20 protein-coding genes and 1 pseudogene are annotated in these 22,863 nt (G+C 41.5%); 12 read left to right on the top strand and 9 right to left on the bottom strand.

All coding sequences use genetic code 11. The features are described from left to right. Window positions 1-18: 18 nt before the first annotated feature. The 4 genes and pseudogenes from B3394_RS06370 to B3394_RS06355 form a co-directional block, all read right to left on the bottom strand. Window positions 19-371 (bottom strand): annotated as a pseudogene (locus tag B3394_RS06370) (four helix bundle protein). 62 nt (window positions 372-433) lie between these two features. Then, a complete protein-coding gene (locus B3394_RS06365; RefSeq protein ID WP_286914300.1) occupies window positions 434-2,734 on the bottom strand; it encodes a bifunctional salicylyl-CoA 5-hydroxylase/oxidoreductase in 2,301 nt (766 codons plus the stop codon). A 3-nt stretch (window positions 2,735-2,737) separates the two neighbouring features. Then, window positions 2,738-3,343, bottom strand: coding sequence for a flavin reductase family protein (locus B3394_RS06360; protein WP_286914294.1), 606 nt, complete (start codon window positions 3,341-3,343; stop codon window positions 2,738-2,740). Window positions 3,344-3,557: 214 nt separating this feature from the next. After that, window positions 3,558-4,154, bottom strand: a complete 597-nt coding sequence (locus B3394_RS06355) for a hypothetical protein (RefSeq protein WP_286914289.1) — start codon at window positions 4,152-4,154, stop codon at window positions 3,558-3,560. Window positions 4,155-4,345: 191 nt separating this feature from the next. On the opposite strand from B3394_RS06355, the gene B3394_RS06350 reads away from it, so the two are divergent. The 10 genes from B3394_RS06350 to B3394_RS06305 all read left to right on the top strand — a co-directional run bounded on the left by B3394_RS06350 (window position 4,346) and on the right by B3394_RS06305 (window position 15,919). Continuing rightward, complete coding sequence (locus tag B3394_RS06350) at window positions 4,346-4,765, top strand: IS1/IS1595 family N-terminal zinc-binding domain-containing protein (RefSeq protein WP_177734471.1); 420 nt, start codon at window positions 4,346-4,348, stop codon at window positions 4,763-4,765. 103 nt (window positions 4,766-4,868) lie between these two features. Beyond that, a complete protein-coding gene (locus B3394_RS06345; protein WP_286914287.1) occupies window positions 4,869-6,218 on the top strand; it encodes a porin in 1,350 nt (449 codons plus the stop codon). 20 nt (window positions 6,219-6,238) lie between these two features. After that, window positions 6,239-7,774 (top strand): MFS transporter, encoded by a 1,536-nt coding sequence (locus B3394_RS06340; RefSeq protein WP_286914284.1) that lies wholly within the window; start codon window positions 6,239-6,241, stop codon window positions 7,772-7,774. Between the two features lie 10 nt (window positions 7,775-7,784). Then, window positions 7,785-8,009, top strand: coding sequence for a DUF6814 family protein (locus B3394_RS06335; protein WP_177734468.1), 225 nt, complete (start codon window positions 7,785-7,787; stop codon window positions 8,007-8,009). An 80-nt stretch (window positions 8,010-8,089) separates the two neighbouring features. Then, on the top strand, window positions 8,090-8,284 hold the full coding sequence (locus B3394_RS06330; protein ID WP_177734467.1) for a hypothetical protein: 195 nt from the start codon (window positions 8,090-8,092) through the stop codon (window positions 8,282-8,284). Further along, window positions 8,277-10,976 (top strand): ATP-binding protein, encoded by a 2,700-nt coding sequence (locus tag B3394_RS06325; protein ID WP_273245755.1) that lies wholly within the window; start codon window positions 8,277-8,279, stop codon window positions 10,974-10,976. The genes B3394_RS06330 and B3394_RS06325 overlap by 8 nt, the downstream gene beginning before the upstream one ends. A 1-nt stretch (window position 10,977) precedes the next feature. Continuing rightward, complete coding sequence (locus B3394_RS06320; RefSeq protein WP_273245757.1) at window positions 10,978-11,343, top strand: response regulator transcription factor; 366 nt, start codon at window positions 10,978-10,980, stop codon at window positions 11,341-11,343. A 13-nt stretch (window positions 11,344-11,356) separates the two neighbouring features. Then, entirely contained in the window at window positions 11,357-13,267 is a 1,911-nt protein-coding gene (locus B3394_RS06315; protein ID WP_286914278.1) for an acetate--CoA ligase, read from the top strand. An 11-nt stretch (window positions 13,268-13,278) separates the two neighbouring features. Beyond that, on the top strand, window positions 13,279-15,186 hold the full coding sequence (gene acs, locus B3394_RS06310) for an acetate--CoA ligase (RefSeq protein WP_177734463.1): 1,908 nt from the start codon (window positions 13,279-13,281) through the stop codon (window positions 15,184-15,186). 190 nt (window positions 15,187-15,376) lie between these two features. Continuing rightward, window positions 15,377-15,919 (top strand): hypothetical protein, encoded by a 543-nt coding sequence (locus B3394_RS06305; protein WP_286914274.1) that lies wholly within the window; start codon window positions 15,377-15,379, stop codon window positions 15,917-15,919. A 63-nt stretch (window positions 15,920-15,982) separates the two neighbouring features. Here B3394_RS06305 and B3394_RS06300 read toward each other — a convergent pair whose 3' ends face one another. The 5 genes from B3394_RS06300 to B3394_RS06280 all read right to left on the bottom strand — a co-directional run bounded on the left by B3394_RS06300 (window position 15,983) and on the right by B3394_RS06280 (window position 21,489). Continuing rightward, complete coding sequence (locus B3394_RS06300; RefSeq protein WP_177734461.1) at window positions 15,983-16,588, bottom strand: 3'-5' exonuclease; 606 nt, start codon at window positions 16,586-16,588, stop codon at window positions 15,983-15,985. Window positions 16,589-16,591: 3 nt separating this feature from the next. Next, complete coding sequence (locus B3394_RS06295) at window positions 16,592-18,514, bottom strand: DUF294 nucleotidyltransferase-like domain-containing protein (RefSeq protein WP_177734460.1); 1,923 nt, start codon at window positions 18,512-18,514, stop codon at window positions 16,592-16,594. 60 nt (window positions 18,515-18,574) lie between these two features. Continuing rightward, window positions 18,575-19,441, bottom strand: coding sequence for an EamA family transporter (locus B3394_RS06290; protein WP_286914267.1), 867 nt, complete (start codon window positions 19,439-19,441; stop codon window positions 18,575-18,577). Window positions 19,442-19,578: 137 nt separating this feature from the next. Then, the gene (locus B3394_RS06285) at window positions 19,579-20,301 is read right to left on the bottom strand and encodes a 3-ketoacyl-ACP reductase (protein WP_273245767.1); all 723 of its coding nucleotides are present in this window, start codon (window positions 20,299-20,301) and stop codon (window positions 19,579-19,581) included. A 12-nt stretch (window positions 20,302-20,313) separates the two neighbouring features. Continuing rightward, window positions 20,314-21,489 carry an MFS transporter gene (locus B3394_RS06280; RefSeq protein ID WP_286914266.1) on the bottom strand — a complete coding sequence of 392 codons (1,176 nt, stop codon included), beginning with the start codon at window positions 21,487-21,489 and terminating at the stop codon, window positions 20,314-20,316. Window positions 21,490-21,590: 101 nt separating this feature from the next. Between B3394_RS06280 and B3394_RS06275 the strand changes: the two genes are divergently transcribed. Next, complete coding sequence (locus tag B3394_RS06275; RefSeq protein ID WP_286914262.1) at window positions 21,591-22,280, top strand: IclR family transcriptional regulator; 690 nt, start codon at window positions 21,591-21,593, stop codon at window positions 22,278-22,280. Between the two features lie 11 nt (window positions 22,281-22,291). After that, the gene (locus tag B3394_RS06270; RefSeq protein WP_286914259.1) at window positions 22,292-22,801 is read left to right on the top strand and encodes a GNAT family N-acetyltransferase; all 510 of its coding nucleotides are present in this window, start codon (window positions 22,292-22,294) and stop codon (window positions 22,799-22,801) included. Window positions 22,802-22,863 lie beyond the last annotated feature (62 nt).

The raw sequence follows: 22,863 nt of genomic DNA, 5'->3' as shown, positions 1-22,863 counted from the left end.
TTAATTACAAATTAGGAATTAAGAATTACGGAGTGTTTTTTGAATGGAGCCTATTATTCGTAATAGTTCTTCTACATCATCCGGCAAACTCTTCGATAATTCTTTGGTTAAATAATCAGTATCTTTTAAAAGTCTGATTCAATAATGTGTTTCTCTGGCTTCTTTATAAGAAATAGAGCGTTTGGCATAAAAATCTTTCCCCAACTGCCCGCCGATTGCTTCTTCTATGTTCGCACCAATGGAGGTGCCGGAAGTAGCAATTGCTTGCTGAGTACAAATTCTTTCCTGTCATTACATAAGAATTGATACACTTTGATTATTCTAACAGCAAAAGCATAGCTTTTTAACTGTACAATGTTATCTTTTCTCATTTCCTTAATTTTGTTTAGATGGCTTATAGTGTCTTTATTCAGGTGTAACTCATAATTCGTAATTATGAATTCTTCTTATGGCTTTCCGGTTTCAACGCTTTTTTCATGCCTTCGGCAGCTTTTCTTTCGGCGCTTTTCAACGGATACAAATGCGAGATACCCGCCTGATATTGTTTGGGGATATCGTCAGTTTGATACTGTTCGTAAGCCTGTGCATTCCGCACGAAATTAGGATCGATCAGCAAAGGTCTTCCCAGTGCTACCAGATCGGCACGGCCGTTTAACAATATGGTGTTGATCTGGTCAATATCCTGGATATAACCCGTTGTTATCGTAGGGATGTGAACCGTATTCCGGATCGTGTCCGAAAAAGGCGTCTGCCACATTCTGCCTACCTGTGGTTTTTGTCCGGAAACAGTATTTCCGGTTGAAACGTTTATAATGTCTGCTCCGGCATTTTTAAAGGCTTCAGCAATCGCGATTGTATCGTCTTCCGATATTCCGTTTGTAGCCCAGTCGGAAGCAGAGATACGAACCGACATTGGTTTTGCAGCCGGGAATACTTTACGGATGGCTTCAAAAACCTGTAACGGGAATCGCAGGCGGTTTTCGATGTTGCCGCCAAATTCGTCCTGACGGATATTGGTTAAAGGCGACAGGAAAGAAGCTAACAGGAATCCGTGATGTGCCTGTAGTTCGATCATGTCAAACCCGGCTTCATCCGCATTTTTTGCAGCCTGGACAAATTCAGTAATAACCTGTTCCATATCCTGTGCTGTCATTTCTTTCGGAACGGCTGTTTTATCGTTAAAAGCAAGGGGTGAGGCAGAAAGCAGTTCCCATGGTTTTTCAATCGATTCGGTAGCACCTTCCCACGGTTTTTTTGTGGCACCTTTTCGCCCGGAATGTCCGAGCTGAATCCCTATTTTAGTAGCGGTATTGTGGTGGATAAAATCTGTTACCTTTTTCCATGCAACTACTTGTTCCTTAGTATATATACCGGCGCAACCTAAAGTAATGCGTCCGGTTTGGGAAACGGCGGTCATTTCGGTTAAAATTAAGCCGACACCACCGGTAGCACGTGCACCGTAATGCATTAAATGCCAGTCGGAAACCAATCCGTCTTCAGCCGAATATTGTCCCATCGGGCTCATTACAATCCGGTTTTTTAATGCCATTTCCCGTAGTTGGAAAGGTGTAAATGCCGCAGGTGTATTGGCGGTATTGTTGTTCTTATGGTTAAATTCGGCAAGTACTTTTTGTGTAAAAGTAGTATCCCGCAATGCCATATTTTCAAACGTAACTTTTTTGGAACGCGTCATCACACCAAAAGCAAACTGCATAAAATCGTGCTCGATATGGCGATCCATGTGCTCAAACCAGTCCAGCGAAACATTCGCAGCATATTGAATCATTTCAACACGGTTTCTGCGCATTTTTTCATATTGCTGAAAAGCTGCCGTTACGTTGCCGGGATTGCTGATTACTGCTTCCGACAGGGCAATGGCACATTCCATAGCCAGTTTGGTTCCGGAACCGATGGAGTAGTGGGCAGTTGCTTTGGCATCACCCAATAAAACAATATTGTCTTTGTGCCAGTTGTCATTGGTTATAGCCGGAAACTGGCGCCAATGAGAACGATTGGAGATCAGGCCGTGTCCCTGCAATTCTTCTTTAAACAGGGATTCGATTTTTTGTATCGTATCTTTTTCATCAGTTACACTAAAGCCGGCTTTTTGCCAGGTGGCATCCGAACATTCAAAAATCCAGGTACTCATACCTTCCTGGTACTGATAGGTATGGGCAACAATAGTTCCGTATGGTGTTGTTCTGAAAAAATATGTAAAAGCGTCCAGAGGTCTTGTAGAGCCCATCCAGACAAAGCGATTCTTTTTTAACTCGGTTTTAGTGCCGAAATCGGAAGCAAACCGATCGCGGATCGCACTGTTGATACCGTCGGAAGCAACAATGATGTCGCTATCACTCAGTTGGCTCAGGTCGTCAATATTGGTTTCAAAATGCAGGTTAACACCTTCTTCGCGGCAGCGCTGCTGTAATAGTTCCAAAAGTGTTTTTCGGGAGCAGCCGCAAAATCCGTTTCCGGTAATGCGAACAACTTCACCGTCACGGGCAACATCGAGATCGTCCCAGTAAGCGAATTTGCTTCGTATTAATTCATAGGATTCCGGATCTTTCGTCAGGAATTCACTCAGGGTTTCATCTGAAAAAACGACTCCGAAGCCAAAGCTGTCATCAGCTTTATTGCGTTCGTATACGTCTATCTGGCAATCGGGCTGTGCCTTTTTGGTTAAAATGGAAAAATATAAACCGCCGGGACCACCGCCAATAACTGAAATCTTCATTGTTTATGCTCTTTTAATGGAGAATATCTCTCCTAATTTTGAATAATTGGAACCGGCCAAACGCGCTACGGGCTTATAGGTTTCCATATTAATTTTATAATTGTCGAGTAATACATCTTCTGCAACATGAAACATGACCACTTTGCCAATAACAATTGTTGCGCCGCCATGCTTGTGGTTTTCCAGTGTATAGTGGTGTACCAGTTCGCACTCCATAGTGATCTGGCATTCTTTTACCCGTGGTGCTTTTACTTTTAAGGAAGGGAGCGGTGTTAGTCCGGCCAGTTCAAACTCACTTTGGTCGGAAGGAATATTCATCGAGGTCATGTTCATTTTTTCTACCAGCTCTTCCGTAACCATATTGACTACAAATTGTTTGGTTTCCAGTACATTATTCAATGTATCTTTATTGGTGTTGTTGGGACGCACTGTGGAAAACATGACATGCGGCGGATCTTCGCCAACTGCATTGAAAAAAGAAAAAGGAGCCAGGTTATAAACGCCTTCATTATTCACGGATGATATCCAGCCGATAGGGCGCGGAATCACGGCGCCGGTAAGTAGTTTGTATATTGCCGATTGGTCTAATACAGACGGATCAAGATGCATAGTGTTGTTTGTTTTATTGCAAATTAAAGGTTTTTTTTTGCAATTAATATTTTTAAAATGATAAAAATATACACTATGTATTTTTATTCTATATTTTTTAAGAATTGTGTATTTTTTGTGATTTTATTGCGTTTTCGGAGCGTTTCAACCTGTTTTAAACGGAATGCCGGTTATAAGTGTTTTTAAGACTGATGGTTGTGAATAGATTGCCGGTTTAGTCGTCCTTGATTTTTCGCCATTCCTTTAGCGGCAGGTATTCACCATCGCGATTGGCAACGAATATCTTATGGCTTTGGGAATGCACCTTTACAAAACCGATACCCGTACAGATTCCAAATCGTTCCAGGTACAGTCGCCGGACTTCTATATAGTAAAACGGATCGTCAGCTGTAGGTTTTTGTGTCATCCAGGTTGCCAGTGTATGCAATCCGCCATCGCCGGATATTTGTTCCCGTACTTCTTTTAATTCCCAGATCCTGTCAAAAATGATGCGGTCCTCTTTTGGTATGGCACTCATGATTTTTTGATAATATGCCTCCCTGTTTTCTGCGGTCAGGTATTCGGTAGTATTAAAAAGCTGTTTTGTGGTTTCGTTATGGAGCTGATTGATGTATTCTTCATCAATATAGATATAGGCATAATCTTTCGGATGCAGGCGGATAAAACTGCTGTAAAACAGTTTCCCGTCTAAAAAAGCCCTTTCTACGGAATCAACCGGAAAATCATAATGATTTGCAGTTGTTTCGGACTGATGATTTGGCAGGGGATGTTTACAGGATAACAGCGTGAATGATAAGACGGCAGCTGACAAAAGCAAGGATTTTATATACATGACCGGATATATAGATTAAAACGGTGCAATTTTTTAAAAAGCATATTTACTGTTTTAATCGTAAATATAGTGCTTTAAATATGTGTAAAGTGTAATTTTTTATTTAAAAAAATAGCAAATTGATGAATGTATTGTTGCTAAAATACTATATTTATGCAAAATTTATATACATGGAGATTTTAGCCTGCCCGAAATGCCAGAACGACAAGATCGTTAAAAGCGGTGTGATCAACCAGCGTCAGCGGTATTTGTGTAAAAAATGCCAATATTACTTTACCGTTAATAAACTGGGTAAAAAGATCGATAATTACTATGTAACAAAAGCATTGCAGCTGTACCTGGAAGGGCTGAGTTACCGCGAAATTGAACGGATTATCGGAGTTTCCCATGTAACGGTGAGCAACTGGATAAAGGAATTTAAGATCAAAAAGCCTTCACACGCCGATTATCATCCTACCTACAAGATTTTTAACCATATAGAACTGATAGAATATCTTAAAAACAAAGAGCAATTATCGGGAGCCGGAATGATCATTACGGAGCTTGGGGACAAATTTATGCTGATAAAATGGGAGCGCTTTAAAGATTAGCTATACTGCTTTACAAAAATATATACAGCAATATTTTTTTTCCGTTTCCTTTTCAGAATTTGGTAAAGCAAAAAACAAATTAACAACCAAATTTTAACACCTTATGAAGCGGATCATTTTATTAGCCGGCTTACTGTTTCTCTCGGTAGAAAGCTATTCTCAGGGTTCCACGGATTATGGTTCAGGATTAAAAGTAAATTTCAATGAAGACGGATCCAAATACATGCGCTTTATTGCATGGAATCAGATTTGGTTTCGTTCCTCCGAAATGAATCCGGGAACAATGATTGGTGATGAACCGGCCAGTACGAATACCGATATTGGCAACAGACGTTTGCGAATGCTGGCGTATGCACAGATTTCAAAAAGATACATGATTGTGACCCATTTCGGGATTAACAATCAAACCTTCAGCAGCCCGGCAGGTTCTACAAAAAAACCGGGTATGTTTTTTCACGATGCCTGGAACGAATATGCAGTTGTATTGCCGGAAGCCGATAAGAAATTCAGTTTATCGATAGGCGGCGGATTGCATTACTATATGGGACTTTCCCGTATGACGATGGCTTCCACATTGAATTTTCTGACAATTGATGCCCCGATTTTTAACTGGCCGTTAATTGATAATGCCGATCAGTTTGCCCGACAGGTGGGAATATTCGCCAAAGGGAAATACGGAAAACTGGAATACCGCATGAGCATCAACAAACCTTTTGCCACCAGTACGACTCCTGTGGATGTGGCGGTTGCCGATAATGCCGTTGCCGTGGATAACAGCGGAAATACCCGATGGTCGAAAGCCGGGTATTTTGAATACCAGTTTTTAGATCAGGAATCGAATTTGCTTCCTTATAAAGTAGGTTCTTACCTGGGTACTAAAAGAGTGTTCAATTTAGGAGCCGGATTTTATACGGCACCGGAAGCGACCCGTACTTCGGTAAACGGTATCGTTTCAAAACATGACATGAAATTATTTGCAGCCGATGCCTTTTTGGATATGCCATTGGGAGCCAAGGACAAAAAGATGGCTTTAACAGCATATTCCGTGCTATACGATTATGATTTCGGACCCAATTACCTGAGAAATATCGGGATTATGAATGTAGGAGCTTCCGATCCTGGTTTTACAGGCGACAGAGCTTTGGCAGGAGCCGGTAATACACAGCCCATGATTGGTTCCGGAACGATCTGGTATACCCAGGCAGGTTTCCTGCTGCCGTGTAAAGCCGAAAAACCAACGGTTCGCATTCAGCCTTTTAGTGCCTATACCTATAAAAAGTTTGATGCATTGGAAAAATCAAGCTCTCAGTTTGATATCGGTGCCAATTTCTTTCTGGACGGACACCACGCTAAAATCACCACTCAGTATTCCACCCGCCCGGTTTATATTGCAAAAGACAATATTGACGGCATGAAAGGGGATTTATTGATTCAACTGCAAATCTATTTATAAACAACTTTGACTAATCATTTATGAGTAATAAATCAACAAAAGGAATATGGAGTGTTATCACAGCATCGTCTGTAGGAACACTTATCGAATGGTATGACTTCTATATTTTCGGAAGTTTGGCAGTAGTTATTTCCACCAAATTTTTCCCGTCCGACAATCCCACTGCGGCATTTTTGTCGACACTGGCAACGTTTGCGGCCGGATTCGTGGTTCGTCCGTTCGGAGCTTTATTTTTCGGACGTCTGGGCGATTTGATCGGAAGAAAATATACGTTTATGGTTACCCTGCTTTTAATGGGTGGTGCCACTTTTTTAATAGGCTGTATTCCCAGTTATGAAACGATAGGCTTTATGGCACCCTTACTGGTTTTGCTTTTAAGACTTTTACAGGGACTGGCATTAGGCGGAGAATATGGCGGTGCGGCGACCTATGTGGCCGAACACGCACCAATAGGACAAAGAGGTTACTGGACGTCCTGGATTCAAACAACGGCAACGGCAGGTTTATTTGTTTCCCTGATGGTTATTCTGGTAACAAAAACCTCCTTATCCTCGGAAGCTTTTGACGAGTGGGGATGGAGAGTACCGTTCTGGGTATCGATATTAATGGTGCTGGTATCCTATTTAATCCGTAAAAACATGCATGAATCACCGGTTTTTGCCAAAGCGAAAGCCGAAGGGAAAACCAGTACAAACCCGCTGAAAGAAAGTTTCGGAAACCGTTACAATCTAAAATTTGTCCTGCTGGCTTTATTCGGAGCGGCAATGGGGCAGGGAGTTGTCTGGTATACCGGGCAGTTTTATGCGATGAACTTTATGAAAACGGTAATGAGTGTCGATTCCACGCAGGTGGATACTTTACTCGGTATTGCCCTGCTGATGGGAACTCCTTTCTTTGTGGTTTTCGGCTGGCTGAGTGATAAGATCGGCAGAAAAAGCATTATGATGACCGGAATGCTGCTGGCGATATTCTTATACCGGCCCATATATAAGGCCATGTACAGCACAACAGACGTGGCGTTAAAAACGGAGATCGTTGAAAAAACAAAACTGGTTGCCATCACGAAGGAAAATGCCCATCAGACAATTGATTCCGTGTACACAACAACAAAAGAATTCTCAGACGGTACCCAATGGGAACAGATAAAAACCGTACATTTAGAAGACGGGAAACCGGTAATGGTGGACGGAAAAGCAAAATCGGATGTTAAAACCACTGTGCATATCAATGCTTCAGACAAATGGCTGCTGATTTTCTTAGTGTTTGTTCAGGTGATTTTTGTAACGATGGTTTACGGACCGATAGCAGCCTTTTTAGTGGAAATGTTCCCGGTAAAAATCCGATATACGTCCATGTCGCTGCCATACCACGTTGGAAACGGAATATTTGGTGGTTTGCTGCCAGCCATTTCCACGTATCTGGTAACTGTGGCAAAAGATAACGGCAATGCCGAGTTTTACCTGGAAGGATTATGGTATCCGATTATCATTGCAGCGATCAGTTTTGTGATAGGAGTGTTCTATATTAACGGAAAAGATAAAAATATTAACGACTAAAAGCAGTATCATGAACAAAATAAAAAGAATTCTCGGAATTGTCTGGCTTTTATTAGCTTTAGCCGCAGCCTATTTTTGTATCTTTATATTCGGTCTGCCGAAGTTTACAACCGGAAAACAGGACGATTTGGTGTTTGGAATCATCATTTTATTCATCTTAACGCCGTTAATCGTTTTAGGTTTGGGAACGTTTGGCTATTATGCCCTGATAGGAGAATATGACAGTAAAGAATAAGTATATAACTACCTAGTTGCTAATTGTACTCCGGTTTCCTTGTTTGCAAGCGCCGGAGTCATTTGGTTTCGTATATTAAAATGAAAAATCGCCACGAACAGAAGTTAATCGTTTTATCCTTATTGCTTTTATTAGCTTTTAACCTGCCTTTGGTTTTACTTTTCGATAAAGCTGAAGCGATTGGAGGAATTCCGATTATCTATTTTTACTTTTTTTCCTTATGGGTGTTTTCAGTATTGGTTTCATTATTAGTGATTAAGCGGTATTATGAATAGTTTAGGATTGCTGATCATTTTATTGCTCTATCTGGCCATACTGTTTTTTGTGGCCCATTGGGCAGAGAAAAAAGCCCATAGCAAGTGGACCAATAACCCTTATGTATATACGTTTTCGCTGGCGGTATATTGCTCGGCGTGGACCTATTACGGAAGTATTGGCGTGGCGGCCAAATCGGGACTGAGTTACCTTACGGTGTACCTGGGACCGGTGATTATCATTCCGGCATGGATCCTGATCCTGCGAAAGATCATCCGGATTTCAAGAGTTAACAAGATTTCCAGTATTGCCGATTTTATTTCCCTGCGTTACGGGAACAGCCGTTTTTTAGGAGCGCTGGTTACCTTTATCAGTGTGGTCGGCATTTTGCCGTATATTTCGTTACAGCTAAAAGCCATAGCCGAAACCTTTACGATAGTAACCAAAACATCACTGAGTTCCAATGTTTTTAATGATACCACAACCTACGTGGCTATCGCTTTAGCCCTTTTTGCCTCTTATTACGGTACCCGTTATGTGGATGCCTCCGAAAAAAGAAAAGGAATTGTCACCGCCGTTGCAATGGAATCGGTTTTAAAACTGTTCTTTTTTATCCTGGTTGGTGTATATGTGACCTTTTTTGTTTTTGACGGTTTTGATGATATTTATGCGCAGGCAAGCCTGTTGCCCGGATTTAAAGAAAAAAACACTATTGGCGGTATTCCGCAGGCCTTAAACTGGTTTTTTCTGTGTTTGTTGTCCCTTTTTGCCATTTTTCTGCTGCCGCGTCAGTTCCAGATGGCAGTGGTTGAAAACAACAGGGAAAGCCATATCAAAACGGCCATCTGGCTGTTTCCGCTGTATTTGCTGCTTTTTAATGTTTTTGTATATCCCATTGCATGGGGCGGGAATATCCTGTTTTCGGGAAACAGCGTAAATGCCGATACCTATTCGTTATTGATTCCGCAGTTTTTTGATAATTCCGTTATCACGGTGTTGGTGTTTTTAGGCGGATTTTCAGCTTCGATCTCGATGATAGTCGTGGCTTCAATCGGATTGTCGATCATGCTGAGCAACAACCTGCTCATTCCGTATGGTTTTTTGGGAACCTTACAGAGTGAAGTTCAGGACGAGAACAGCAAGCGTATCGTAAACATCCGTAAGGTTTGTATTTTTTTACTGATTATCGTTTCGTATCTGGTTTACCGCTTTTACGTACTGGATTACAATTTGTTTTCCATCGGACTGGTTTCGTTTGTTGTGATGGCACAGTTGGCTCCGGCCTTTTTCGGAGCATTGATGTGGCGGAGAGGTTCCCTGTTAGGGGCTGTTTCCGGAATGATTGCCGGATTTTTAGTGTGTGTGTACACGCTTTTAATTCCGTATTCCATCGGGATTACGAATATCGATAACAGCTTTATTACCGAAGGATTTTTGGGTATTTCCCTTTTAAAACCCTTTCAGTTGTTTGGACTGGATTATCTGACGCCCATTCCGCATGCGCTGTTCTGGAGTTTGTTCTTTAATACAATTATTTATCTTGCCGTTTCCGTCAGTTTTAAAGGAAACTACCGCGAACGCAATTATGCCGAGATGTTTATCGATATCGACAAATATATTACGATGCATGAAAATGCTTTTATATGGAAAGGAACAGCCTATACCAGTGATATTGAAAAAGTTTTAAAACGCTTTTTAGGAGAAGAACGCACCAAAAGAGCATTGAATATTTTTAACCTTAAATACAATGTGGATAAAAACCAGAAACTGGCCGATGCAAGGCTGGTTAAATTTGCGGAAAACCTGCTAACCGGACACATCGGAACGGCATCGGCAAGGATCCTGATTTCCAGTGTGGTTAAAGAAGAAAAAATATCCCTTCAGGAAGTGCTGCACATTCTGGAAGAATCCAAAGAAAACATCATTATCAATAAAAAGCTTACCGAAACATCTAACGAGTTAAAACAGATTACCGCCCAGTTGCAGCAAGCCAATGAACAGCTGATCGAAAAGGACTTGCAGAAAGATGAGTTCCTGGATACCGTTACGCACGAACTGCGTACGCCGATTACAGCAATAAAAGCCTCCAGCGAGATATTATTTCACGACGATGATATTCCGGAAGAATTGCGCAAACAGTTTTTAAAGAATATTATCTCGGAATCCGATCGGTTAAATCGTTTGATTAACAAGATACTGGATCTGGAAAAATTTGAAACCGGAAAACAGCGGATCCACGCTACAAAAAACAGCCTGAACAGTACAATAGATAAGGCTTTGGAACCGTTAGAACAACTTATACGCAACAAGACGATAACCATAGTGTTTGAAGATAGAGAAGAAGTGGAAGCTTTTTATGAGGAAGAACGCATTATCCAGGTGGTCAACAACCTGATTTCAAATGCCGTGAAGTTCTGTCCGGAAAAGAACGGGTATATTTCGATAACTTTAAGCGTAACGGAAAACAGTGTGCAAACCAGTATAAAAGATAATGGTAAGGGAATCAACCCTGAAGATCTGGATGCTATTTTTGACAAGTTTTACCAGTCCACCAACCAGAATATCAAAAAACCGGTGGGAAGCGGATTAGGATTAGCGATCTGCAAACAGATTATTGAACACCATAAAGGTAAAATATGGGCAGAGAACAGGGAAGACGGAACCGTGTTTCATTTTACGCTGCCAAGGTATAATACAACGGAAAAGGAATAATATGAAGAAAATTTTAATTGTAGATGACGAACCCAATATCGTTATGTCATTAGAATATACGTTTAAGAAAAATAATTATGAAGTATTCATTGCCCGTGACGGACAGGAAGCATTGGATATTTTAAAGATTCAGCTGCCGGACATCATTATCCTCGATGTGATGATGCCGATGGTAGACGGATTTGCCACTTTAGAACAGATTAAAAAAGACGAACGCCTGCAGCACTGCAAAGTGATTTTCCTGTCGGCTAAAAATAAAGAAAAGGATATAGAAAAAGGGCTTTCCCTGGGAGCCGATCTGTATATGACCAAACCATTTTCGATTAAGAAACTGGTGGAACAGGCTAACGAGCTGCTCACCAGTTAAAAACAAACTGACTATGAACTACAAGGAATGCTACAACAGGAGTATTGATACTCCGGAAGATTTCTGGAAAGAACAGGCCGATGTTTTGGAATGGTATTCCAAACCGCAGGCGATACTTTCCAAAGATGAAAACGGTTATGCGCGCTGGTTTGCCGATGGCGAGCTGAATATCTGTTATCTTGCGATAGACAAGCATATTCAGGACGGTCACGGCGAGCAGGTTGCTTTTATTTATGACTCGCCGGTAACGCAAAATGTCAGGAAATATACGTTTAATGAAGTGAAAACCGAAGTAGCGAAGTTAGCCGGCGGATTGGTTTCGTTGGGGTTGACCAAAGGCGATACGGCAGTGATTTATATGCCCATGATCCCGCAGGTAGCTTTTGCCATGCTTGCCTGTGCCCGTATCGGGGTTACGCATTCGGTGGTTTTCGGCGGATTTGCCCCGCATGAGCTGGCTATCCGGATAGACGATTCCAAACCCAAAGCGATCATCACGGCTTCATCAGGAATTGAAATTGACCGGCTGATTGCCTATAAACCATTGGTGGATGAAGCTATTGAAATGGCAAACCACAAGCCGGAAAAAGTAGTTATTTTTAACAGGAAGTTGGGCGCCAGGATTCCATTTCAGACGTATGATGTGGATTATGCCGATCTGGTTGCCAGATCGGAAGAAGTACCTTGTGTACCGTTAGAATCCAGCCATCCGCTGTATGTTTTGTATACATCCGGAACAACCGGCAAACCAAAAGGAATTGTCAGGGATACAGGTGGTTATGCCACGGTACTTAAATTTTCAATGCGCTATATTTATAACGTTAATGAAGGCGAAGTTTTCTGGGCAGCTTCCGATATGGGCTGGGCGGTAGGACACAGTTATATCCTGTATGGTCCGCTGCTAAACCGCAATACGACCGTTATTTTTGAAGGGAAACCGATCAAAACTCCGGATGCGAGCACCTTTTGGCGTGTGATAGCCGAACATAAAGTAAGTGTTATGTTTACGGCACCCACTGCGATCCGGGCGATTAAAAAAGAAGATCCGGACGGATTATTTATAAAAAAATACGATCTGAGCAGCCTGCGTATCCAGTTTCTGGCAGGAGAACGCTGCGATGTTGCCACACTGGAATGGTACCGGAAACATATTCCGATTCCAACCATTGACCACTGGTGGCAAACGGAGTCCGGCTGGCCGATGATTGCCAATATGATGGGAGTGGAATACCTGCCGATCAGGCCCGGTTCTGCCGGAAAAGCCGTTTCGGGTTATGATATCCGGATTTTTGATGAAAACGGCAAAGAATTGGGTGCAAATGAGGAAGGATATGTGGTAATAAAACTACCTTTGCCACCGGGAATGATGCTGGGTTTATGGGAAGACGAAGTGCGCTTTAAAGCCGGATATTTAAACCGTTTTCCGGGCTATTATTTTTCCGGCGACGGCGGGTATAAAGACAAAGATGATTATATTTACATAACAGGGCGTGTTGACGATGTTATCAATGTTGCCGGACACCGGCTTTCTACCGCAGAAATGGAAGAAATTGTAGCGGCACACGATTCAGTAGCAGAATGTGCGGTAATCGGGATTAACGATGCCTTAAAAGGGCAGGTTCCGCTAGCGATGGCGGTGGTAAAATCAGGACATGATATTGAGCACTTTCAGCTGGAATATGAAATAGTACAGCTGGTAAGGGAGCAGATTGGTGCGGTAGCCTCCCTGCGAAATGTAGTCGTGGTCCAGCGACTGCCCAAAACGCGTTCCGGTAAAATCCTCAGAAAATTGTTGCGCAGTATTGTTGACGGAGAACAATATCAGGTTCCGTCTACAATTGATGATGAAGCCATTATCGGAGAAGTGACCGACGCTTTTAAAAACTACGGAATAGGAATATTTAAAAAAGATGCAAAAGAATAAACAAATTAGTCATGAGTTATTATAAAATAAACAATCTCGAAGAATATTTTAAACACTATAAAAAGTCTATTCGTGAACCGCGTAAATTTTGGGGAAAAGTAGCAGAAGAGAATTTTACCTGGTACCAGTTGTGGGATAAAGTAATGGAATTTGATATGGCGGAAGCTGATATTAAATGGTTTGTGAATGGAAAGGTCAATATCACAAAAAACTGTATTGACCGCCATCTGGCAAAAAGAGGGAATAAAACCGCGATTATTTTTGAACCGAACGATCCGAAAGAAGCAGCAGAACACATTACCTATAACGAGTTGTACGACCGTGTGGCCAAAATGGCAAACGTTTTACGGGAACAAGGCATTAAAAAAGGGGACAGGGTTTGTATTTATCTGCCGATGATCCCGGAACTAGCCGTTGCCGTTTTAGCCTGCGCCAGAATCGGAGCGATACATTCGGTGGTATTTGCCGGATTTTCAGCCTCTGCCATCGCTTCCCGTATTATCGACTGCGAATGTAAAATGGTTATCACCTCCGATGGTGCTTTCAGAGGAAACAAAACGATTGACTTAAAAGTCATTGTGGATGAAGCCCTGGAAAAATGCCCTTCGGTAACCAAAGTATTGGTTGCGAAAAGAACCAATACAACTGTTACAATGAAAGAAGGCCGTGACCTGTGGTTACAGCCGCTTTTAGACGAAGCGATTCCGAACAACGTAGCGGAAATAATGGATGCGGAAGATCCGTTGTTTATTTTATATACTTCCGGCTCTACCGGGAAACCGAAAGGAATGCTGCACACGACTGCCGGCTATATGGTATATACAGCCTATACGTTTAAAAATATCTTCAATTATGAAGAAAACGATATTTACTGGTGTACGGCCGATATCGGCTGGATTACCGGACACTCTTATATTTTATACGGACCGTTATTAAACGGGGCGACAACGGTTATTTTTGAAGGGGTTCCGTCTTATCCGGATTTCGGACGTTTCTGGGATGTTATCGACAAACATAAGGTTACCCAGTTCTATACGGCGCCAACAGCAATCCGTTCGTTAGCTAAAGAAAGTACCGAATGGGTTGATAAACATGATTTATCCAGCTTAAAGGTTATCGGTTCGGTAGGTGAGCCTATTAACGAAGAGGCATGGCACTGGTATAACGACCATGTGGGCAAGAAAAAATGCCCTATTGTAGATACCTGGTGGCAAACAGAAACCGGAGGAATCATGATTTCACCGGTACCTTTTGTAACACCAACAAAACCAACGTATGCCACGTTGCCGTTACCGGGTATCCAGCCGGTTTTAATGGACGAAAAGCGCAACGAGATTGAAGGAAATCAGGTTGTGGGAAGTTTGTGTGTCAAGTTTCCGTGGCCGTCCATTGCCAGAACCATCTGGGGCGATCATCAGCGTTATAAGGATACCTACTTTTCGGCTTTTCCGGGTAAATATTTTACCGGCGACGGCGCTTTACGGGACGAAGTAGGCTATTACAGAATTACCGGAAGGGTAGATGATGTGGTGATTGTTTCCGGTCATAACTTAGGAACAGCGCCAATTGAAGATGCAATCAACGAACATCCGGCAGTAGCAGAATCGGCTATTGTTGGCTTCCCGCACGATATTAAAGGAAATGCCCTTTACGGATTTATTATCCTGAAAGAGATCGGGGAATACCGTGACCGCGACAATTTGCGTAAGGAGATCAACGAACATGTGGCGAGTCATATCGGACCGATTGCAAAACTGGATAAGATACAATTCGTATCGGGATTACCGAAAACGCGTTCCGGGAAAATTATGCGTAGAATCCTGCGTAAAATAGCCGAAGGTGATTTTTCTAATTTTGGGGATATCTCCACTTTATTGAATCCGGAAATTGTAGAGGAAATCAAAAACGAGAAATTGTAGTTTATTCATTTCTATATAACAAAAAACCACTTTCAATTTGAAAGTGGTTTTTTGTTTATCAATGTTACGAAGTGAAGTTTTTTCTTTCTGACTTTTCGGTATATTTGTGAATATCAGCCATAAAAGCCCCACCATCTTAAAGCTGACGGGGCGTTTCTTATACATCTTTTAATCCCATTAAAAAGTAAAAATGAACTTTACAGAAGGTATAGTAATTGCCAATAAATTTCCAAATCACAAACGTGAAGTCAGCGTGTACTTTGGCGACAGTGACAATACAGATCCTAATAGGGGTTTAAGCAGATTAGATGTTGATTATCTGGAAGAAATCGTTACGGTATTAGAGAAACTGGTCAGTCAGAATGATCCTGATGAATATTATCAATGGGGTGCTGATTTGTTCTCTGTTATATCGAATTGTCAAATTTCAAAATGCCGCAATGCTATTTGGGATGAAGAATTTAAAGATATAAATACAGGTTCTTTATTGGTATTCGTCAGAGCGTTAGAAAAGTTTAAAAGGAAATACAGTGTGCCAGACGTTTTAAAAAGTATTGTTGGAAAAGCTTTTGAAACAATAAAAAACAATCCGTCATATTTTAAAGTGATCGAACATGGAAGTCATTACGAAACTCAAATAGATAAGCTACTGGTGTCATTAAATTTGTCTGAAGAAGATTTGAAACTTTCCGTTTCGGAATATTTAGATGATATAAACGAAAACCTTGACTGAAAAATAACGTATAGCAGCGGTTCAAAACCATTACCGGTTTTATCCTTTAAATGAAATCCTGCGCTATAATTTCAGCTTTTTCTTTAGCTTTAAAAACAGTAAAGCAATAATATAGGCATCGCCCGAAGCGGTGTGGCGGTCGCTCTTTTTGATTTTAAAAATATCACACAATTCATCCAGGCTCTGGTGTTTGTCTTCCGGCAGGTTTTTAAATTTCTGATACATGACATCCACATCCAGTATCATATTTTTTAGTTTTCCCAAATTCAGGCGTTTTAATGCCTGATTGATCATTTCCACATCAAAGTTAATGTTGTGGCCGATTAAAGTAGCGTCTTTAATAAAATCCAGAAAACGGATAATGGCTTCCGCTTCAATGATTTTCTCTTCTTTGCCTTCTTTTAAAATGCCGGTAAGAATGGCGTTTTCGGGATTAAAAACTTCTTGTTTCAGGTAAACTTCAAAAAAATCACCAACTTTAATTTCGTTATCAATTACAGCAATAGCACCAATGGAAAGGATTACATCGTCCTTCCAGTCCAGTCCGGTGGTTTCTGTATCGAAAACAACATAGCGCTTTGTCCCGTTTTGTTCTTCTTTGTCAAAATGAGCTGCGTATTGTTTCCAGAATTGGGGAATATCTTTACCTGTAAGCCAATCTAATACCATAATCTATGTAAAATAGGTCAGTTGAAAACGATTTTTAATTAAATCCTGTATGTCATTTATCGGCTGAAAACAATTTTTCAGCTTCACTTTATCTACTTTTGATAATTCCTGCAGGTTAATGTAACTGCCGTTGGAACTATTCTGCAGGCCTTCTTCGGTTCTGAACCAGATCAGGGTGTTAAAAGCTTCGGCACATTCCAGATACAAATCGGCATTTTGCGGCTCTAAATCGGCCAGTTTTTTAAAACGCTGGTAGGTATTGGTAATGCCTTTGATGTTTCTGCTGATGCACAGCACACGGGCGGCATCAACCAATGGCATGATGGCACGGTTCTTAATATCGAAAGCATCTTTATGCTCTTCATCCTGTTCTAACAGGAACTGGCGGAAAAAGCCTAATGGTGCCGGTTTTTTTATCGCATTTGTTCCTAAGAAAGCATAGAACAGTTGGTTGTTATCGGTACTGTTGAAAATGCTTTCCGTCAGGGAATTTTCGAAAGAAATATCCCCGTAAATCAGATCATAATCAAAGAAAATAGTACTCAGATTAATTCCTTTTTCACCTGGAGTGTTAATCCAGGTATTGTATTGTTTTATCCAGTCTGTCAGTGATTTACACCATAGTTCATTATTAGCCATTAATTCCTGCGGACAAGGTGTGTAACCCACTTTTTCAAGTGTTTCGATTACCTTGTCTGCCAGCTGCATAAAGTACTGTTTTACGTCGTCATAACGTTCTGCCTCAACATCTTCAAATACCAGAATATTGTCGATATCCGTTAACAGCAATTGCTCTTTTCGGCCCTGGCTGCCCAGGTTAAACCAGGCAAATCGGGTAGGAGGCGGTGTTTCCATTTTTTCAATAGCCAGATCGATGGCTCTTTTGGTAATGGCAATATTGATTTCTGCCGCCACATTGGTGATGTGCGAAATCGGGATATTTTTATCGATAGAATTCTGAATCAGGTCGGTCAGTTTTTCTCGTATCGTTTTGAGCTCTTTGGAGCGTGTGGCACGACGGGTTAATTTTAAAAGGATTCCTGGATTACTGGCTTGTGCCGCTACGATATCGTGTTCTGTTATAATTCCGGAAACAGCACTTTTCTCGGTTCCGTCCCTGGTTACACACAAATGCCCGACATTGTGTTTGAGCATCATCATTTGTGCTTCGGCAATTGAAATGTTTTCCGGAACGGTAATTACCGGAGAAGACATGATCTTATCGGCTGCCGTGTCGATAGGGAAAGCTCCGGTTGCAATTTTGGAGCGCAGATCTTTATCGGTGATGATCCCGATGGGTAACTGGTTATCGTGAATAATAACACTGCCAATCCTGCTGTTGGACATTGTTTGTGCAATGTGTTTGATAATATCGCTGGAACTGGCTGTAATGGGGTTCTTAGTATATTTAACCGGCTGGAAATACTGGATATCCGCGGCACTTTGTTCGTCAAAAATAATATTCTCCGAGATCAATTTCCCGCGGTGGTCTTTGTCATAAGGATTCCGGGTATTGGAAGCGAAACTTTCCAGCAGGAAGCTTAGAACGTTGGCATTTTTAGCCACATACGGCTGAAATACGGCAATCGGAATCGCATAAATAATACTCTCTTCACGGGCTTTTGCCGTCATCAGGTAATTGTTTTTGGCAAAAAACGGACGCAGTCCCAAAATATCGCCCTCATCACATTTATCAATCAGGAATTCCTCGGCATCGGAAATTACCGAAAGACCAATCGCACCGTTTGCCACCACATAAAAATTTTGGTGGGTCGCGTCGCCAACTTTAAACAATACCTGATTCTTTTCTAAATAGATCACACTGATAGTTTGTGAAATATCCACCAGTTCCTGATAGGAAAGGCTGATAAAAGGAGGATAATGCTTTAAAAAATCGGCTATGCGCTCTGCAATTGGGTTTTTCATAACAGGGATTTAATTCCTAAAAATACTAAAATTAAAACAATTTCAAAACAGAAAATTCACTTAAAAAGTATACAACTGTGAAAAAGTAATCACAATAATGGCAATTAGTGCCAAAATGATTCCGATATAATTGGTACGGCTGATTTTTTCTTTAAAGACAATAATGCCGACAAGGCTGCCCAAAAGGATCACACCAAAGTTCATTGTGGCAAACACGGTTGAAGGGTTATCGGCTAAGGCTTTGTGTGCTTTCAGATAAAACAGGATATTCCCGAAGTTAAGCAGTCCTAAAAGTACGCCAAACAGCAGGCTCAAACGGTTTAACCGTTCCTTTTTGATGACTGTTTTATACAGTGTTATGGCCGTAGAAACGACTAAAGCACCGCAAAAAACAACAAATAAAGAAGTTGTATACGGAATCTCTTTATAGGAAGCGATTTGTTTGAAAAAAACATCAATCGTACCAAATCCGAGTAAAACAATTGCCGGGTACAGCCAGTTATTTTGCTTGTCCTGCCGGCTTTCCTTTTTGTATAACGTCAGGAATATGGCGGTAAAACCGATAAACAGTCCGCAGAATTTTAACGGGCTTATGGCTTCCTTAAAAACAAAATAGGCGATCAGGATCGGAATAAAAAGAGAAAAACGCTGGGCAATATCGGTTTTAACAATACCAATATGGCGCACTGAGGCTGCGAGAACCAGAAATATGGTGGGCAGCAGGATGGCGAGAATAGTATAAACCGGCCATGGCGCATTTGCATTTACAGCGCTGATATCGGGTTGGTAAAACAGGTAACACAACGTAATGGCAATAACATAATTCCAGTTGATTACCTGCTGAAAAGAAACGGAATACCGTTTGGCTATTTTGAATAAAATGCCAACAGAAACGCTACAGAGTACACTAAATAATAGGAAATGCATTTTGAATTTTTGTTATTTGAAAAGTCCTGTAAAGGTAAACGATAATGAATTTCAAAAATAGCGATTGCCGCAATTTGATACAAAAAAATCCTATAATCTGATTTATAGGATTTTATAAGATACCGTATTGTAGATGCTTATGGATTGGTGGACCAAAGGCCTACATCTTTTACAAATGCTCTACGGTTTAGTTTCAGATGCGCTACTAATAATTCGGCAAAATCTTCCGGCTGCAATACACTTTCCGGATTGCCATCGGTTAAATTCAGGCTAACGGATAAATCGGTAGCAATCGTACTCGGATTCATCGTAAACACCCGGATATTCGATTTACGGACTTCCTGCATTAAGGATTCCGACAAACCGATCAAACCGAATTTTGAAGCACTGTAAGCACTTGTCAGGGCCGAAGCGCGTACACCGGCACTTGAAGAAACATTTACGATATCGCCGGACTGACGTTCCAGCATTTCCGGTAAAACGGCATGGATGACATAATAAGCACCCAAAAGGTTTACTTTGATAATGTTTTCCCACTCGCTGATTTCAAAATCCATGAATTTTGCAAATTTACCGATACCGGCATTGTTGATCAGGATATCAATAGCACCCAGCTGTTCTTTTAGTTTTGTGATAGCGGCCGTTACCGAGTTGAAATCGGAGATATCGGCAGTTGCGTAAGCCACATTCAGGCTGCTGTCGATGCTTTTTACTGCAGCGGCAACGTCAACCAGATCTTTTTCCGTTCTTGATAGTAAGGCAAGATGAACACCTTCTGCGGCTAATGCCAGCGCAACGGCTTTACCCAAACCTTTTCCGGCTCCGGTAATTAAAGCTGTTTTTCCTTTTAATTGTTCCATTTGATATATAATTTATGCTTTACACGCGATCAGCGTATTTTCTTTTTGTTTTCTATGGTAAAATAAAGCTATTGCAATCAGAATACCTACAAAAGCCAATCCGAATCCAACCCAGTCCGGTGATGTATAATCATAGCCCATCGTTAACGGTATTCCGGCCAGATAAGCTCCTAAGGCATTTCCGGCATTCATCGCAGCCGGACTGATGGAAGAGCCTAATATTTCGGCTCCTTTTGCCGACTGCATCATCATGATCTGAACCGGGGCAACGATCGCAAAAGCCACCGCACCAATAACAAATGTCATAATGGTTACCGTTATCTTATTGTCGGCTACAAAAGTCAGTAACATTAAAACCAGGCACATGCCTACTAATAACCCGATTGAGGCAAAAAGGGGAGAATAGGTATCGGATAGTTTTCCGCCCAGGAAATTACCGAAGGTCATGCCCAATCCGGCAATTACCATTAAATAGGTAACCGTTCCGGCATCGAATTTGGAAACTTCCGTAAACAAAGGGGCGATATAACTGTACCAGCTGAAAAATCCGCCTGTACCGATGATAGCAATTAACAATACCAGCCATAAATCCAGTCGCTTAAAGATAGCCAGATCCTTTTTAAAGCTCGATTTTTCGGAGGCTTCAAATTCAGGCATCCAGTACATAACACTCAATATGGTCAGTAAACCGATAACGCCTACGATACAGAAGGTAATGCGCCAGTTGATGTAATGCCCGATATAGGTTCCCAGCGGAACACCAATCACATTGGCGATCGTAAGTCCGGAGAACATAATGGCAATAGCCTGTGCCGTTTTTCCTTCTTTGGCCAGTTTTCCGGCAACAACAGCACCAATACCAAAAAAGGTTCCGTGCGGTAAACCGGATAAAAAGCGCAGGATCAGCAATGAGGTATAATCGTTTGCCAAAGCCGATAGACTGTTGAAAACCGTGATCCAGACCGCTAATGCGATTAAAGCTGTTTTGGGTGGTTTATTCTGTAATAATATGGTTAATAATGGGGCACCCACAACTACTCCGAGTGCATAAGCCGATATGAAATGACCGGCCTGGGGAATGCTCACTTTCAGGGAACTTGCCAGATCGGGAAGGATTCCCATCATTACAAATTCGGTCATTCCAATAGTAAAAGCTCCGATTGCCAGAGCGATAAGTCCTTTTTGCATATAATAAAAACGCTTGTTTAGTTTGCAAAATTCTACTAATTTTGAATATTACAAATAGATTTTCTTTTGAAAAACTGTTTTATTCATCATTATTGAATTTTATGATACAATCGGTAAAAAGAGCTTTTGATATACTGGAGTATATCACGCAAAACGGAAACCTGGTTCGCCTCAATGATATTGCCAATGCGTTGAACTTACAGAATACAACGGTTCATAATTTTCTGAACACCCTGAAAGATCTGGGCTATGTGGAACAGGACGAATTAACGCCCCGTTACCGGGTGACGACCAAGCTGCAATGCATTTATCCGCCTTCGGCTTCGGTTTCCCTGTTAAAAAGCCAGCTGCGTCCCATTTTGGAACAAATCACCGCACTGACGAATGAAACGTCTTATTTGTCTGTACAGATGGGCACGTATTTCCGACATGAGCTTATTTCGGAACCGGACCGTTCCGTTAAAATATCGCTGGAGCTTAATAAAGATTACGGTATGCTGCGCACAGCCATCGGGAAAGTATTTATGGCGCATTCCGAACATTTACAGGCTACGTTAATGAAAAATATGGAGGAAGCAGACTGCGAAAGTCTGAAAAAAGAGATAGCCGAAATACAGCAAAACGGCTATGCTTTAGATCTGGAACAGTTTGAACCGGATTTGAACTGTGCCGCCATTCCGTATTACAGTAACAATAGAGTAGTGGCTGTTTTAGGTGTTTCCGGACCCGCTTTCCGCTTTAAGCTTCCCGAAATGCTGCAGGCAATCACCATTATGAATTCCCTTAAATAATATAGAAGCACATGACCATAGAAAATAGTACCCTAAACGATCTGACAACAATTTTTGAATTTTATGCTGCCGCTGTAGCCTATCAGAAAACGAAGTTTAACAAACACTGGCAGGATTTTGATAAGGAAATGGTGCAGACAGAGATCCGGGAAAACAGGCAATGGAAGATTTTGATTGACGGAAAAACAGCCTGCGTTTTTGCCACAACCTATGAAGATCCTTTTATCTGGGGCGAAGCCAATGCGATACCGGCGGTTTACCTGCATCGGATTGTGACCCATCCGGATTTTAAAGGGAATAATTTTGTGGTGCAAATTTTAGCCTGGGCAAAAGAACACGCTAAAACATTAGGTATGGACTATGTGCGCATGGATACCTGGGGCGATAATGAAGAGTTAATCCAGTATTACCGCAAATGTGGTTTTCATTATTTAGGAAATACAACACCCACAGAAACGGCTGCTTTGCCCAAACACTATTCGGCTATTTCGCTGGCGCTTTTTGAGGTAAAAGTAGATTAAATAAAAAAGTCCCGGATTTCCGGGACTTTTTCTTTTTTATTTGTCCCGTCCTGAAATAAGTT

This window comes from Flavobacterium sp. UBA4197, from assembly GCF_002379575.1.
Classification (GTDB): Bacteria; Bacteroidota; Bacteroidia; order Flavobacteriales; family Flavobacteriaceae; genus Flavobacterium; species Flavobacterium inviolabile.
This window is presented reverse-complemented; position numbering and strand designations above follow the sequence as displayed.